Origin of the sequence: Burkholderia sp. IT-111MI5 (assembly GCF_949752865.1) — a bacterium.
Classification (GTDB): Bacteria; Pseudomonadota; Gammaproteobacteria; order Burkholderiales; family Burkholderiaceae; genus Burkholderia; species Burkholderia pyrrocinia_C.
This window is the reverse complement of sequence record NZ_CATKIF010000011.1, coordinates 355,645-369,341: the sequence shown is the minus strand read 5'-3', so window position 1 is coordinate 369,341 and position 13,697 is coordinate 355,645. Positions and strand designations below refer to the sequence as shown.

The window sequence follows — 13,697 nt, the reverse complement described above, 5'->3', positions numbered from 1 at the left end:
TTCCGCCGACGGATGCCGCATGACCGATCCGAACGAACCACCCGGCCGCCGCGCGTACGCGAGCTTCGCGCAACGCTATTCGGACATTGCGCCGACCAAGGCGCACAACGCGCTGTACGAGCGTCCTGCGACGATGGCGCTGCTCGGCGACGTCGACGGCCTGACGGTGCTCGACGCCGGCTGCGGGCCCGGCATCTGCAGCGAGCACCTCGCTCGCCACGGCGCGACCGTGCATGCATTCGACGTGACGCCGGAGATGGTCGCGCTTGCCCGCACGCGTTGCGCGGGTCTTGCGGTCGAGGTGGCCGAAGGCGACCTGTCGGTGCCGCTTGACTGGCTGCCCGACGGCCGTTTCGACAAGGTGTTGTGTTCGCTGGCGTTCGACTACGTGCGCGACCTCGAAGCGCCACTGCGCGAATTCCGGCGCGTCGCGCGGCCGGGAGCGACGCTCGTGTTCTCGATGGCGCATCCGATGCGCGACTGGATGGACGAACGCACGCGCGGCGAGGGCACGTATTTCGACACGTCCCGCTTCGGCTTTCACTGGTCGGGCTTCGGCGAACCGAAACCGTATGTCGAGGCCTGGCGGCGGCCGCTCGCCGACATCCTGAACGCGGTAGCCGACAGCGGCTGGCGGCTCGACCGGTTCGTCGAACCCAAGCCGCTGCCGGAGATGAAGGCCGCGTCCGAACGGCTCCATGCGGAGCTGTCGCTGGCGCCGGCCTTCCTTTGCATCCGCGCGCGCCGCTGACGCGGCGGTCAAGCGGCGCTCAATGCCGCACCGGCTGGTCGTTCAGCGTGCCGAGGAACGCTTCGATATCCTTGATATCCTGCGCCGTCATCGCGGGTTTGTCGCCCGGCTTGCGATCGAACGGCGCATCGGTCACGTCGACGTTCGCGCGGTACTTCGGCGGGATGTCGTCGTACTCGTCGACCTTGCCGTCCGCGCCGCGCGAATAAAACTTCTGCGGCGAGATGCTGCGCTCGTTGTAGAACGCCATCACCTGGTCGAGCGTGTGGAATACGCCGTTGTGGAAGAACACCTGGCGCGTCGCCGAGTTGCGCAGCGTCGGTGTGAGGAACATCCCGCAATACTGCGTCTGGTCCTTCAGGTCGTCGCGGAACGGCCCGCACACGCCGAGATCGTAGAACGCCGCGTTGCGGTTCTGCGCAAGCTGCTGGTTGCGCGGCGCGCCGAGCGCCTCGTACTGGTAGTCGGTAAACATCGGCGGCAGCCCGTCCTTGCCGGGCTTCGACAGGTGGCAGCCCGCGCAATTCGCCTTGTCCGGATCGTTGAACAGGCGCAGCCCGCGCAGCTCGGCCTGCGACAGGCGCGCGCGGCCTTCGAGCCAGCGGTCGTACTTGCTGTTGTACGGATGGAACGACGGATCCTCGACCTGATACCGCGCGATCGCGAACATCGCTTCCGACACCGCGAGCTGCGGGCTGTCGAACACACGCACCCCGAACAGCTGCTCGAACTGCGCGCGGTGCGACGACTGCGCGAGCTTGTGCGCGACGTCGTCGATGCTCGCATTCGCCATCTCGACCGGATTCAGCAGCGGGCCGAACGCCTGCTGCTGCAGCGTATCGGCGCGGCCGTCCCAGAACATCCCGCCCTGCGGCACGAGCTGCGGCGCGGTTGACGTGCCGGCCACCTTCTGCGCCTTGACGACGCCGGCTGCCGCCGCGGCCTGCTGCGCGACACTCGGCGCGGTGTCGTTTTCACCGGCATCGGGGCCGATGCTGAAGTTCGGTTGACGGTACAGGTACATCAGCGACGGCGGCGGGCGATACCCGTGCTGCGTCATCGCGAGGCCGCCCGGCTGCACGTCGAGCGCATTCGGCGGCCCGTACGCATGATCGGGGCTGTGACACGACGCACACGACTGCTTGCCCGACGCGGACAGCGACGGATCGACGAACAGCGCCCGCCCGAGCTGCGCGACCGCCGACAGCGGCTGCACGGCGGGCCGCTGCAGCACCACCGGATGCGGATTCGCGCCCGTCCAGCCGGCGACGACGGTGCCGATCGCCGCGGGCACCCGCGCGGGGAACGCGATCGCGAACGCGCCATAACCGAGCACGGCCGTGCCGAGCACGAACGCCGCGCGGCGCAGCAGGCGGGAGGGGGAACGCGGCGCGGAGGTGCCGGAGGCGTCGGGAGACGGGAGCGCGGGGCGAGCTGTCATGCTGTCGGTTGTCGGTCGGAAATCGGGCACCGCACGAAGCGGCGCGTTAAATGGAAACGGCCGGCGCGTGATGCGCCGGCCTGCGGTCAACGGATGCCGGTCAGATCGACGGCGCCGCGCTCAATGCCGTGCCGAGCGTCGGATCGAGGTACAGCGGCGTCGTGTTCGGTTTCGACGTGAAGTCGAACAGCCCGCGCAGGTCACCCGCCGTCGCATCGAACGAACCGCCGCCGATGCGCTGGCCGCCGAGCCAGTTGTCCTCGATGAAGCGCACGACCGATGCCTGGTCGATCATCGTGTGGTCGACGTAGTTCTGCTTCGCGTACGGCGAGATCACGATCAGCGGAATGCGCACGCCCGGGCCGCAGCGGCCGTTCACGGTGCCGCCGTTCACGCCGGTGGTGCCGCCCGTGCCGCACTTGCCGTTGCCGTTGACCTGGTCGACGGCGTCGGACGACGAACGGGTCGGCGCCGTGTACACGTGGTCGTACCAGCCGTCCGAGTCGTCATAGGTGACGATCACGGCCGTGTTCTGCCAGTCCGGCTGCTGCTGCAGGAAGTTGACGACCTTCGTCACGAACGCCTGCTCGTCGAGCGGATCCGAATAGCCCGCGTGCGCATCCTGCGCGGCCGGCGCCTTCAGGAAGCTGACCGACGGGAAGTTGCCGGCTTTCACGGCCGCGAAGAAGTCGTCGCTGTCGTACTGGTGGTTCGCGGGTTCCGCCGTCTTGCCGTCGGTCTGGACGCTCGAACCGATCGCCGCGATCGAGCTCGGGCGCGTGTGCTGCGGGTTCGACGTCGACGCGTAGTACTGGAACCAGTTGTGGTGCGGGATGTAGTCGGCCGTCGCGGCGTTCACGGCGGTGGCGATCGTGCTGCGGCTGCAGCCCGTCGTGCCGTTGCCGTTGGTCGTCGACAGGTTGAAGCCGCCCATGAAGCCGCCCCACGTGATCTTCGCGCCGTTCAGCAGGTCGCCGATGTTCTTGCCGGTCATCATCGCCTGGTCGGTCGTGCTCGAGCACACGTCGAAGCCGGGGTCGACGTCGTTGATCATCGTGAAGCCGCCCTGGCCGTCGTTGATGTAGTACGAGGTGGCTGCGAGCGTCGACGGCTGCTTCGATGTCTTGACGATCTGCATCCCGTTGGTCTGCCCCGACACGACGTTCAGCGCGCCCGGCGTCGACGGGCCGTAGACCGTCGTGTATGCGTTGTCGCTCATCGCGAAGCGCTGCGCGTAGTTCCACAGCGCGGTCACGGTGTTGCCGTCGAAGTAGCCCATCACCTGGCCCTTCGTGCCGAACGCGCCGGCGCCGCCGGACGAGCCCTTGCCGGTGTATTTCGGGAACAGGTCGGCGAGGCCGTTGTCCTCGGCCAGCTGTTCGGCTGTGTACGCGTGGTTCTGGTCGGCGGTCGCGGCCTGCGTGCGGTCGAGGCGGAACGGGTTCGCCGCGTCGGTGCCGTTGGCCGTGTTCGTGAAGTTCGGGTTCGCGGTGAGCAGCGTGCCCGTCAAGCCGTTGGGCGTCGGCGTGCCGGGCTGCGCGGTGAACGCCGGTTCGCCCGACGGGTTCGTCGCGTTCGGGTAGGTGCCGAAGTAGTGGTCGAACGAGATGTTTTCGCCGTAGATCACGACGACGTGCTTGATCGGCGTGGCGGTCTGCAGCGCATCCTGCGACGACACCGCGGGCGTCGACGTCGGATCGTCGCTGCCGCCGCAGGCGAACAGCGCAAGCGCTGCGGCTGCGCAGGCGGTGACGAGCAAGGCTTGACGGAACATCGGGAAACTCCAGGTAAGGCCTTCGATGGTGGAGAGCTGCCCCGTCGTCGTGTCGGTTCGGCGCGGAGCTCGCGAGAGAGCACGCGCATTGGAACAGTCGCGTATGAAGATATGGGGACGGAGTGGTTTCGCGACGGTTGCGCTGCGGTATCGATTCCATTACGGCGCAACGCGGTGCGAAAGAGAACGGAAAGGGGCAGACCGCGCTCAACCACGAAGACACATTTCGCGGCGCACGGGGCCGCCTGCCGCGCAGGCCGCATGGGGCGGGCGAAAGGGCGCGGTCGGCCGGTTCGCGCGTCATGCCGTGGATACCGCATTTTTGACAATCGTGTGACGTATTCATACGATGGATGCCCCGCGGCGACGATTTCATGTTGCCGACCGTTACCGAGAATTCATCGTGCCGATCCCCGTTCTGTTTGCCGTTCTGTGTGCGGCATTCCTGCATGCGTCATGGAATGCGCTCGTCCGCAGCAGCGGCGACCGGCTGCGGTCGGCCACGGTGCTGCAGATCGCGATCGGGCTGTTCGCGCTGCTGTTCCTGCCTGCCGCCGCGCCGATCACGCTCATGGGCTGGCTCTGTGTCGTCGCATCGGCCGTGATCCATGTGGTCTATACGCTGCTGCTGGTGCGCGCCTACGAGCACGGCGACCTGACCGTCGCCTACCCGGTTGCGCGCGGCACCGCGCCGCTGCTCGTCACGCTCGGCGCGGCGGCATTCGCGGGCGAGCACCTGAACGCCGGCGCGCAAGGCGGGCTCGTGCTGATCTGCGCGGGCATCCTGGCGATCGGGCTGGAGGGTGGGCGCGGCGCAAAGCACCGGATGACGCAGGTGCTGCCGACCGCGTTTGCGACCGGCGTGTCGATCGCGGCCTATAGCGTGGTCGACGGGATCGGCGTGCGGGAAAGCGGCAGCACGGTCGGCTATGCCGCGTGGATGTTCGTGTTGACGGGCATGATGATGGCCGCGTACTACCGGCTGCGCGCGGGTCCGCTGCGGCTGACGCAGGATGTCGGCGAGACGGCGAAGGCTGCATGCGGCGGCGTGTTCGCGGCGCTCGCATACGGCATCGTGATCTGGGCGATGGATCGCGCGCCGATGGGCCCGGTGTCGGCGCTGCGCGAAACCAGCGTGGTGTTCGCCGCGCTGATCGCTCGCGTGTATCTCGGCGAGCGGCTGACGCCGCGCCGTGCTATGGGATGTGCGGTGATTGCGGCGGGGGCGTTGCTGATCAGTGCGTTCGAGGCGGTGCGCTGAAGGCGCCCCGGGATGCGCAATGCGTATGTTGTGAACGCCAGTTCGACACTGGAAATCGCGTCGAATCGCTGTCGCGAACATCTATGGATTGGCCCGCAAGACCCGCGTACACGAGCGCTATATATCAAATCGTTGCTGACGCAACAAATCAAACCGTATTCGGAGAGATCTGTAGAGGGAAGCGAGGCGGCGCACAAACCCCATCGGGTCGTTTCGGTAGACCGATTTAGCCGAAAAGACCTGGCACGGGTGTCGCGTAGGTCGCAAGATGAAAGAGCACGACAAATAGCGTAGTTGCAATGAACGCGATGCCCCACTTGCGCGATGACCAACGTCGGTAAGCGAAGGCATTGAGTGCGGCAAAGACGACCGAAGGCCACAAGGTCAGGGCGAACAGGCCGACGATGAATACTGCGTGTGGAGCGCAGTGTTCCATGTCGTTGCAGCCGGTCGAATGCGACGGCGGAGCAGGCCAATGAATACGGCTGAACGTATAAAGGGACGCCCATGTGATGAGCAAACCCCATAGGAACCCTGGAACTGCAACAGCCAGTCGTTTCATTGAACTTCCCAGAAGAGGATTTCTTTCGAGTTGGCCAGATCTGAATACCAATTCCCGCGTCGACCCCGAAGGTAATCAAGAGGGTTAATCATGCTCGGCACGCCTATGCGAAACCGCCAGAACGAAGCGGTAGATGGCGTAAGGGTATCTTTGTTCCATAGGTCAATATGGCCGCCGCTCAACGCGTCATCAGAATCCCCTTCTTGCCGCCAGTACCCAAAAAAATAGATGATACCGGTTCGGCCATTAATCTTGCGCTGCCAATCCTGACCTGTGATGTTTTCCGGCTTGCCCAGGCCGAGGAACGGGTGAAGCTTCAACCATTCGGCCAACTCGTAGGCGCGGGTCGCTGTTGCTTTCCCGTCGAGTATCAGACGACCTAGCGACTTCTTCCCCGGCATCGGTTTCAACACCTTCTGAGAAAACGACTTCATGTCGCTTCCGATGTGGTGAAACGTAACGCTCATGCGAATGGCGCACTGGTTCTCATACTGGCCGGTGGGATCATCGTATGGATCCTTCTTCGGATAGGCGCTCCAAAGTTCACGAAATGACAACGTCTGAAGCGTTACCGGTTTGATGGACCCTTTAGTGTCGTTCGAGCGAACCTTAGTGGGCTTGTTCGGCATCGGTCAGCTCTCGTATTGTTTTTCAATGGCTTCGTCGCCCCAATAAACCGTGTACTCATCGGGCTTGTTGCCGGTATCGATGCGAGGCAATTCTCCGCTTGGATCGAGTCGGCCGTTGTACGTGCGGCCATCTGCCGTTTCGATGTGGTACGGATATCCGACAAGTACCGACTTGCGTGTCGTACACACCAGCTTTTCGTCGTAGCCGGAAGGCGCGGCAGATTGGGTTGGCGATGTAGGTGGCTGAGCTTCGCGGGCTGCTGCTACTTGCCTGGACGTGCCGCTGTCGGCTTCGTAGAAAATTCGACTGTCGCCGCCTGCGATGACCTTGTTTTGTCCACACGGACAGAGCACGGGGTCGCCATTCAAAACGACTCTACGACCGTGGCAACTCATGCGCGTGGCGCTGCCGAAAATCCTGAACGCCCCTTTGCAATTGCCACATGTTGCCTCGTCGCCGTCCAAAGCAACGCGTTTACCGTTATCGAATATCGTTGACGTGACCGCAATGATGAATCCGCCGGTTGTTGTCGAGTCACTGTCTCTTGCTGCCGTTCTGCGCATCGTCGTTTCCTTTTGCGTTAAGGAATCGAAGACATTCGCCGGCAAGGGGGAAATTGTCTATGGGACTAATTCGAATTTGCGTGTGATCGATTCGACGGTTCGTATGCGTTAAACATCGGCGATGTGACGTGAGGCAAGCAACAACGTGCTCGAGTTGCTGTCGATCTCGCCGGCGCCCGTCTGCGAATGACCGGCCGGCGCGCCGGCTGTCACGCTTCAACCGGCATCGCGCTCGTGCACTTGATCTCGTCGAGGCACACGCTCGAATGCACGCCACTGACGCCGGGAATCCGCATCAGCGTTTCGAGCAGGAACTGCGACAGTCCCTTCAGGTCGTGCGCGACGACCTTCAGCACATAGTCGATGTCGCCCGTCACCGAAAAACACTCCTGGATCTGCGCGAGATCGGACACCAGCTTCTGGAACTTGGACAGGTCGCGGATATGCCCGCGCTCCATCGTCACGTGCACGAACGCGGTGACGCCGAAGCCGAGCGTGTCGGGGCAGAGCCGGGTTTCGTAGCGGCGGATCGCGCCGATCTCTTCCAGCCGCCGGTGGCGCCGCAATGTCTGCGCGGGCGACAGGCCGACGGCCTTCGCCAGATCGAGGTTCGACGCACGGCCGTTCTCCTGCAGGATCGAAAGCAAGTGGCGATCGATGCGGTCGAGAACCGGTTCAGGCATTTTTATTTCCTCATTTGTCTCCTGGATGCAATCTTATCTCATAATGTAGGGTTTGCATGAACGGGTTACGAAACCCGATTTCGCCGTCGCGACGCTAAACTGACGCCGGATTTTCGTGTGTGGCCGCAGCAATGCGGCGTGGGCGACAAGTCGGCGGCCGGTCTGGCGGGCATGCCGGAGCGAATCGGGCGCCGCCACGCGAAGATTGCAGTCCCCAACCCGGCGGCTCCACGAACGCCGCCGGCACAGCAAAAACAGCGCCCGGCACACCGAGGCGCGCCGCACCGCTTCAGGCGGAGGCGGACAGAGTGGAGAAGACATGGGTTCTGGAAACGAGAGCGACGGCCTGAAGCGCGGGCTGAAGAACCGGCACATCCAGCTGATTGCGCTCGGCGGCGCGCTCGGCACGGGGCTGTTCCTCGGCATCGCGCAGACGATCAAGATGGCCGGCCCGTCCGTGCTGCTCGGCTATGCGGTGGCCGGCATCGTTGCGTTCTTCATCATGCGCCAGCTCGGCGAGATGGTCGTCGACGAGCCCGTCGCAGGTTCGTTCAGCTACTTCGCCAACAAGTATTTCGGCCACTTCACGGGCTTCCTGTCCGGCTGGAACTACTGGGTGCTGTACATCCTCGTCAGCATGGCCGAACTGTCGGCCGTCGGGATCTACGTGCAGTACTGGTGGCCGGGCGTGCCGACCTGGGTGTCGGCGCTCGTGTTCTTCGTCGTCATCAACCTGATCAACCTGACCAGCGTGAAGTCGTACGGCGAGACGGAATTCTGGTTCTCGATCATCAAGGTCGCGGCGATCGTCGGGATGATCGGCTTCGGCGGCTGGCTGCTCGCGAGCGGCAACGCCGGGCCGGAGGCCAGCGTCAGGAACCTGTGGCAGCACGGCGGCTTCTTCCCGAACGGCGTGTCGGGCCTCGTGATGTCGATGGCCGCGATCATGTTCTCGTTCGGCGGGCTCGAGCTCGTCGGCATCACGGCGGCCGAGGCCGACGATCCGAAGCACAGCATCCCGCGCGCGACCAACCAGGTCATCTACCGCATCCTGATTTTCTACATCGGCGCGCTCGCCGTGCTGCTGTCGCTGTATCCGTGGGAGAAGGTCGTCAGCGGCGGCAGCCCGTTCGTGCTGATCTTCCATGCGCTGAGCAGCAACCTGGTCGCGAACGTGCTGAACGTCGTCGTGCTGACGGCCGCGCTGTCGGTCTACAACAGCGGCGTGTACTGCAACAGCCGGATGCTGTTCGGCCTCGCGCAGCAGGGCAATGCGCCGAAGGTGCTGTGCTCGGTGAACAAGCGCGGCATTCCGCTCGCCGCGCTCGGCGCGTCGGCGCTCGCCACCGGCGCGTGCGTGCTGGTCAACTACTTCATGCCGGGCAAGGCGTTCGAGGTGCTGATGGGCCTCGTCGTGTCGGCGCTGATCATCAACTGGGCGATGATCAGCCTGATCCACCTGAAGTTCCGCCAGGCCAAGCGCGCAGCCGGGGAGAAGACTTCCTTCCGCAGTCTGGGCTATCCTTTCACGAATTACCTGTGCCTGGCATTCATGGCCGGCATTCTCGTCGTGATGTACCTGACGCCGGATCTCCGCCTGTCGGTGTACCTGATCCCGGTATGGCTCGCGGTGCTCGCGATCGGGTATCGCTTCCGTCAGAAGAATGCAGGCTATGCGGTGCGCGACAGCGCGTCCGCAGGCTGAAGCAGGCCACCACCGATCATTCTTCCAAACGAGACCGACTCAAGCCATGTTCGAACACATCGACGCGTACCCGGGCGACCCGATCCTGACGCTCAACGAGAACTTCCAGAAAGATCCGCGCGACCAGAAGGTCAACCTGAGCATCGGCATCTACTTCGATGCCGAAGGCCGGATTCCGGTGATGGGCGCCGTGCGCGAAGCCGAAACCGCGCTGCAGCGCGAGAGCGGCCCGAAGCCGTATCTGCCGATGGTCGGCCTGCCTGCGTATCGCGACGCCGTGCAGGCGCTCGTGTTCGGCGCCGATCACCCGGCCCGCGCGGCCGGCCGCATCGCAACCCTGCAGACGCTCGGCGGCTCGGGCGCGCTGAAGGTGGGCGCCGATTTCCTGAAGCGCTACTTCCCGGACGCGCAGGTGTGGCTCAGCGATCCGAGCTGGGAAAACCACCGCTTCATCTTCGAGCGTGCCGGCTTCACGGTGAACACGTATCCGTACTACGACGAGGCGACGGGCGGCCTGAAGTTCGACGCGATGCTCGCGGCGATCGACGCGCTGCCGGCGCGCAGCATCGTGCTGCTGCACGCGTGCTGCCATAACCCGACCGGCGTCGACCTCGACGAAGGCCAGTGGGAAAGGCTGATCGACGTGATCGAGGCGCGCGGCCTGCTGCCGTTCGTCGACATGGCATACCAGGGCTTCGGCGCGGGCCTCGATGCGGATGCGTTCGCGGTGCGCGAGCTGGCCCGCCGCGGCGTGCCGGCGCTGGTCGCGAACTCGTTCTCGAAGAACTTCTCGCTGTACGGCGAGCGCGTGGGCGGCCTGAGCGTCGTCTGCGAGGATGCGGCCGCGGCCGAGCGCGTGCTCGGCCAGCTGGCCGGCGCCGTGCGCTCGAACTACAGCAACCCGCAAACCTACGGCGCGAAAGTCGTCGCGGCCGTGCTCAACACGCCCGCGCTGCGCAAGCAGTGGGAAGAGGAACTGTCGGCGATGTGCCGCCGCATCGCGCGGATGCGCCAGTCGATCCATGACGGCCTGCGCGACCACGTCAGCGGCGAAGCGCTCACGCGCTACGTGAAGCAGCGCGGGATGTTCACGTACACGGGCCTGACCGAATCGCAGGTCGACGCGCTGCGCGAAGTGCACGGCGTGTACATCCTGCGTTCCGGCCGGATGTGCGTGGCGGGCCTGAACGACTCGAACGTCGGCATCGTTGCCGACGCAATCGGCAAGGTGCTGAAGAGCGGCGTCTGATCGTCGCGCGCCCGGCGCGCAATGCTGCCGGCCGAACCGGCTGTCTCCCGTCGCGGAGGCAGCCGGTTTTTTGTTGCGCGGCCGCGATGCGTGCTACCCGGCTGACGCGTGCCCAGGCGCGGCGGTACGATCACGGAATCGGACACAGGACAGAGGAGCGACATGGGCATCCGGATCATCCAGCTCGGCACGCCGCGCGCGGCCGGCGAGGGCCTGCGGATCGGCACGGTGCGGCGGCCGCCGCGCGGCGTACCGAAGGCGGAATTCGCGTCGCGCAACTACTATGATGTATGGCTGCCGACGCTGTCGCCGAGCCCCGAGCTCGTCGCGCAGGCGCAGGCGGCCGAAACGGACGCCGAATGGAACGCGTTCAAGCGCCACTTCCGCGCGGAGATGGCGCATGGCGATCCGGCGAAGGTGCTGGACCTGCTGGCGGCGCTGTCGGCGACCACCGCGTTCTCGATCGGCTGTTACTGCGACGACGAGCGCCATTGCCACCGCAGCGTGCTGCGCGAGCTGCTCGCGGAGCGCGGCGCGGCGATCGAGCCCGACGCGGACTGAAGCGGACTGAATCGGCGGCACGATACCGCACTGCGATCGTGCGGTGCAGCGAACCGATTGACGTGGGTCAAGCGGGCGGCCGCGCGCGCCACTATGCTCTCGTCATGGAGTCATCACGACAATGACAAGCGGACAGATGCAGATTACCTTCCCGCCCGAGCCGGCCGAATATTGCGCGCGCGACCTGGTCGTCGCGTTTTCGGCGCTGGTCGACGGACGTTGCGTGCAGTGCGCGGTCACGGCCGAGGCACTGGAAGACCATTTCGGTGCGCCGTCGCTGCTCGAACGCGACCTGCTGGCCGCGTTCGACGCGCACCGGCCGGCGATCGAAGCGATGGCACGACGGATGCTCGAGGAAATCGGCGGCCGGCCGGTGCTGCTGCACAGCGGCCACTTCCGGCTCGGCGATTGACACCGCAGGAGGGCACATGACTCTGCAGGGCAACATTCACGAACGCGACTGGTCGGTCGAGGTCGAGACGCGCCCGTGCGAATCGGGCGAATTCCGCTGCCGCGTGTCGGTCGAGCACGGCAGCGGCGCCGCGCGCTTTCATCATACGTTCGAGCACAGCCATGCATATCCGACCGAGCGCGAGGCGATGATCGAAGGGCTGCGGGCCGGAATGACGTGGATCGAGATGAAGACGTCGCAGGTATTCAACGTATGAACGGTGCCGCGCCGACAGAGGTGCGGACAGACTTATCGGCAGGCCAGCGATCGAAGAATCCGCGCCGCGCCACGGGAAATACGCACCGCCGCCTTTCGGCGCGGGCGGTGCATGCAAGGCGGTCGACGAGCGGGCGGCCCCGTCAGGAGAAACGACATGGGCGTGGGCATGCAGATCGCCTGCCTCGGATTCACGGGTTCCGCCGCGATCGAAGCCGAAGCCGGCGCGCAACTGGTGCGGCTCGAACGGTTTCGCGCGCTGATCGACGGCTGTCACCTCGCAATCGAATCGCGCGCGGCGGCCGACGGTGCGCGCACATACGACGTGCGGCTAGACCTGGTGTTTCACGACGAGGCGCCCAGGCCGCTGCCGCCGTGCAGCGGCGATGACGTGGACGATGCGCTGCACCGCGCGTTCGCCCAGGCCGAACAGGCGCTGATCGCGTGGCAGGCGGGCGGTGGCAGGGTGATGCTGCGCGACGCGGCGACCGATGGCACGGCTCGGTGACGCACGGCGCGCGATGCCTCGCGGACGATGCCGGCGCGTACGTCTGACCCGAGTCAGACCCGCGCGAGCGCTTGCGCATCGATGATGCGCACGCGCTTGCCGCGGGTTTCGACCAGTGCTTCGCGATGGAACCGCGAGAACATCCGGCTGACCGTTTCCAGCTTCATCCCGAGATAACAACCGATTTCCTCGCGTGTCATCCGCAGGTTGAATTCGGTCGCCGAATAGCCGCGCGCCTCGAAGCGCGACGACAGGTTCAGCAGGAAATGCGCGACGCGCTGTTCGGCCGACATCGTGCCGAGCAGCAGCATCTGGCTCGATTTCCGCACGATCTCGCTGCTCAGCATCTGATAGAGGAAGTGCTGCATCGGCTTGATCTCGCGGCACGCTGCTTCGAGCGCACCGAACGGGATGACGCACACGACGCTGTCTTCGAGCGCGATCGCGTCGCAGCAGTGCTGGCCGCTGCCGATGCCGTCCATCCCGAGCGTGTCGCCGGCGATCTGGAAGCCGGTCACGTGTTCGCGGCCGTCGCGATGCATCATCACCGTCTTCACCGAACCCGCGCGCACCGCATAGATGCTCTGGAACGGATCGTCGGTGCGAAACAGCGCGTCGCCCTGGCGAACCTGCCGGGTCGTGCAGATGATCGCGTCGAGCCGGCCGTATTCGGCGGCCGTCAGTTGCGGCGGCAGGCACATCGAGCGCATCGCGCAGGCCGAGCAGCGTGCGGCGGGATGTTTGGCGGCGTCGGCGCGCGTGACCGCACGAAGCGGAGTCGTCGGCCGGGGCGCGACGGGGACGTCGGCAGCGCAGGCGGTGGCGGTGGACATGAGTCGCTCCGGCTTGTCAGGGTTGGTGCACGCGAGCGTGCACCAGGGATTCGATGACACGGCACGCGGCGTCGAATTCGACGGTCTTGTCGAAGAAGTAGTCGGCTCCGGCCGTCGCGCATGCCTCTCTGAATGCCGGCGCCGAATGATTCGTCAGCACGATCGTGACGATGCGCGGCGCGGCCTTCGACAGCATCCCGATCAGGTCGAGGCCGCTGCCGTCCGCGAGCCGCAGGTCGACGATCACGACGTCCGCCCGGCTGCCGCGGATCTGCGTCCACGCGTGCTGGCCGTCTTCCGCTTCGCCCACGACGGCGACGCCGCGAATCGCGCCGACGAGCAGCGCGATCCGCTGCCGGACGGCGGCGGCATGATCGACGAGAAACACCCTGAGCGTGGCGGGCGACAAGCTGGCATTCATGCCGGCAGTATCGTGTTGCGCCGCCGGAAATGAAATCGGCCGAATTGGAAGTTGGTGTAGGCCGCTTCGACGCGTTGTAGGGCGTTTC

At 65.4% G+C, this 13,697-nt stretch carries 16 protein-coding genes; 8 read left to right on the top strand and 8 right to left on the bottom strand.

All coding sequences use genetic code 11. The features are described 5' to 3' along the window. Nucleotides 1–19: 19 nt before the first annotated feature. On the top strand, nucleotides 20–751 hold the full coding sequence (locus tag ACM6JT_RS09900) for a class I SAM-dependent methyltransferase (RefSeq protein ID WP_414856380.1): 732 nt from the start codon (nucleotides 20–22) through the stop codon (nucleotides 749–751). Between the two features lie 19 nt (nucleotides 752–770). On the opposite strand, the gene ACM6JT_RS09895 is transcribed toward ACM6JT_RS09900, so the two are convergent. Continuing rightward, nucleotides 771–2,192 (bottom strand): cytochrome-c peroxidase, encoded by a 1,422-nt coding sequence (locus ACM6JT_RS09895; protein WP_414856379.1) that lies wholly within the window; start codon nucleotides 2,190–2,192, stop codon nucleotides 771–773. Between the two features lie 100 nt (nucleotides 2,193–2,292). Next, complete coding sequence (locus ACM6JT_RS09890; protein ID WP_414856378.1) at nucleotides 2,293–3,966, bottom strand: phospholipase C; 1,674 nt, start codon at nucleotides 3,964–3,966, stop codon at nucleotides 2,293–2,295. Nucleotides 3,967–4,369: 403 nt separating this feature from the next. Between ACM6JT_RS09890 and ACM6JT_RS09885 the strand changes: the two genes are divergently transcribed. After that, a complete protein-coding gene (locus tag ACM6JT_RS09885; protein ID WP_414856377.1) occupies nucleotides 4,370–5,227 on the top strand; it encodes an EamA family transporter in 858 nt (285 codons plus the stop codon). A gap of 226 nt (nucleotides 5,228–5,453) precedes the next feature. Here ACM6JT_RS09885 and ACM6JT_RS09880 read toward each other — a convergent pair whose 3' ends face one another. The 4 genes from ACM6JT_RS09880 to ACM6JT_RS09865 all read right to left on the bottom strand — a co-directional run bounded on the left by ACM6JT_RS09880 (nucleotide 5,454) and on the right by ACM6JT_RS09865 (nucleotide 7,665). Next, nucleotides 5,454–5,789, bottom strand: coding sequence for a hypothetical protein (locus ACM6JT_RS09880; RefSeq protein WP_131948412.1), 336 nt, complete (start codon nucleotides 5,787–5,789; stop codon nucleotides 5,454–5,456). Further along, complete coding sequence (locus tag ACM6JT_RS09875) at nucleotides 5,786–6,418, bottom strand: type VI secretion system amidase effector protein Tae4 (protein ID WP_081938373.1); 633 nt, start codon at nucleotides 6,416–6,418, stop codon at nucleotides 5,786–5,788. The genes ACM6JT_RS09880 and ACM6JT_RS09875 overlap by 4 nt, the downstream gene beginning before the upstream one ends. 3 nt (nucleotides 6,419–6,421) lie before the next feature. Next, nucleotides 6,422–6,982 carry a PAAR domain-containing protein gene (locus ACM6JT_RS09870; RefSeq protein ID WP_414856376.1) on the bottom strand — a complete coding sequence of 187 codons (561 nt, stop codon included), beginning with the start codon at nucleotides 6,980–6,982 and terminating at the stop codon, nucleotides 6,422–6,424. Between the two features lie 209 nt (nucleotides 6,983–7,191). Further along, the gene (locus ACM6JT_RS09865; protein ID WP_034179576.1) at nucleotides 7,192–7,665 is read right to left on the bottom strand and encodes an Lrp/AsnC family transcriptional regulator; all 474 of its coding nucleotides are present in this window, start codon (nucleotides 7,663–7,665) and stop codon (nucleotides 7,192–7,194) included. A 319-nt stretch (nucleotides 7,666–7,984) separates the two neighbouring features. Between ACM6JT_RS09865 and ACM6JT_RS09860 the strand changes: the two genes are divergently transcribed. The 6 genes from ACM6JT_RS09860 (at nucleotide 7,985) to ACM6JT_RS09835 (ending at nucleotide 12,355) form a co-directional block, all read left to right on the top strand. Further along, nucleotides 7,985–9,370 carry an amino acid permease gene (locus ACM6JT_RS09860; protein WP_414856375.1) on the top strand — a complete coding sequence of 462 codons (1,386 nt, stop codon included), beginning with the start codon at nucleotides 7,985–7,987 and terminating at the stop codon, nucleotides 9,368–9,370. Nucleotides 9,371–9,416: 46 nt separating this feature from the next. Next, nucleotides 9,417–10,619: an amino acid aminotransferase gene (locus tag ACM6JT_RS09855; protein ID WP_414856374.1), complete on the top strand. Its 1,203-nt coding sequence runs from the start codon at nucleotides 9,417–9,419 to the stop codon at nucleotides 10,617–10,619. Between the two features lie 162 nt (nucleotides 10,620–10,781). Beyond that, a complete protein-coding gene (locus tag ACM6JT_RS09850; protein WP_034179573.1) occupies nucleotides 10,782–11,180 on the top strand; it encodes a DUF488 domain-containing protein in 399 nt (132 codons plus the stop codon). Between the two features lie 121 nt (nucleotides 11,181–11,301). Then, on the top strand, nucleotides 11,302–11,592 hold the full coding sequence (locus ACM6JT_RS09845) for a DUF1488 domain-containing protein (protein ID WP_034179572.1): 291 nt from the start codon (nucleotides 11,302–11,304) through the stop codon (nucleotides 11,590–11,592). Nucleotides 11,593–11,608: 16 nt separating this feature from the next. Continuing rightward, entirely contained in the window at nucleotides 11,609–11,848 is a 240-nt protein-coding gene (locus ACM6JT_RS09840; protein WP_034179571.1) for a hypothetical protein, read from the top strand. A gap of 156 nt (nucleotides 11,849–12,004) precedes the next feature. After that, nucleotides 12,005–12,355 (top strand): metal ABC transporter ATPase, encoded by a 351-nt coding sequence (locus tag ACM6JT_RS09835; protein WP_414856373.1) that lies wholly within the window; start codon nucleotides 12,005–12,007, stop codon nucleotides 12,353–12,355. A gap of 53 nt (nucleotides 12,356–12,408) precedes the next feature. Here ACM6JT_RS09835 and ACM6JT_RS09830 read toward each other — a convergent pair whose 3' ends face one another. Both ACM6JT_RS09830 and ACM6JT_RS09825 read right to left on the bottom strand, forming a co-directional pair. Beyond that, nucleotides 12,409–13,188: a helix-turn-helix domain-containing protein gene (locus tag ACM6JT_RS09830; protein ID WP_034179569.1), complete on the bottom strand. Its 780-nt coding sequence runs from the start codon at nucleotides 13,186–13,188 to the stop codon at nucleotides 12,409–12,411. A 16-nt stretch (nucleotides 13,189–13,204) separates the two neighbouring features. Then, entirely contained in the window at nucleotides 13,205–13,609 is a 405-nt protein-coding gene (locus ACM6JT_RS09825; protein WP_034179568.1) for a response regulator transcription factor, read from the bottom strand. Between the last annotated feature and the right edge of the window lie 88 nt (nucleotides 13,610–13,697).

What these genes read in the sequence shown, in the direction of transcription:
- ACM6JT_RS09900 (WP_414856380.1), top strand. Translation starts at nt 20, where the DNA reads ATGACCGATCCGAACGAACCACCCGGCCGCCGCGCGTACGCGAGCTTC.
- ACM6JT_RS09895 (WP_414856379.1), bottom strand. Translation starts at nt 2,192, where the DNA reads ATGACAGCTCGCCCCGCGCTCCCGTCTCCCGACGCCTCCGGCACCTCC.
- ACM6JT_RS09890 (WP_414856378.1), bottom strand. Translation starts at nt 3,966, where the DNA reads ATGTTCCGTCAAGCCTTGCTCGTCACCGCCTGCGCAGCCGCAGCGCTT.
- ACM6JT_RS09880 (WP_131948412.1), bottom strand. Translation starts at nt 5,789, where the DNA reads ATGAAACGACTGGCTGTTGCAGTTCCAGGGTTCCTATGGGGTTTGCTC.
- ACM6JT_RS09875 (WP_081938373.1), bottom strand. Translation starts at nt 6,418, where the DNA reads ATGCCGAACAAGCCCACTAAGGTTCGCTCGAACGACACTAAAGGGTCC.
- ACM6JT_RS09870 (WP_414856376.1), bottom strand. Translation starts at nt 6,982, where the DNA reads ATGCGCAGAACGGCAGCAAGAGACAGTGACTCGACAACAACCGGCGGA.
- ACM6JT_RS09865 (WP_034179576.1), bottom strand. Translation starts at nt 7,665, where the DNA reads ATGCCTGAACCGGTTCTCGACCGCATCGATCGCCACTTGCTTTCGATC.
- ACM6JT_RS09860 (WP_414856375.1), top strand. Translation starts at nt 7,985, where the DNA reads ATGGGTTCTGGAAACGAGAGCGACGGCCTGAAGCGCGGGCTGAAGAAC.
- ACM6JT_RS09855 (WP_414856374.1), top strand. Translation starts at nt 9,417, where the DNA reads ATGTTCGAACACATCGACGCGTACCCGGGCGACCCGATCCTGACGCTC.
- ACM6JT_RS09850 (WP_034179573.1), top strand. Translation starts at nt 10,782, where the DNA reads ATGGGCATCCGGATCATCCAGCTCGGCACGCCGCGCGCGGCCGGCGAG.
- ACM6JT_RS09845 (WP_034179572.1), top strand. Translation starts at nt 11,302, where the DNA reads ATGACAAGCGGACAGATGCAGATTACCTTCCCGCCCGAGCCGGCCGAA.
- ACM6JT_RS09840 (WP_034179571.1), top strand. Translation starts at nt 11,609, where the DNA reads ATGACTCTGCAGGGCAACATTCACGAACGCGACTGGTCGGTCGAGGTC.
- ACM6JT_RS09835 (WP_414856373.1), top strand. Translation starts at nt 12,005, where the DNA reads ATGGGCGTGGGCATGCAGATCGCCTGCCTCGGATTCACGGGTTCCGCC.
- ACM6JT_RS09830 (WP_034179569.1), bottom strand. Translation starts at nt 13,188, where the DNA reads ATGTCCACCGCCACCGCCTGCGCTGCCGACGTCCCCGTCGCGCCCCGG.
- ACM6JT_RS09825 (WP_034179568.1), bottom strand. Translation starts at nt 13,609, where the DNA reads ATGAATGCCAGCTTGTCGCCCGCCACGCTCAGGGTGTTTCTCGTCGAT.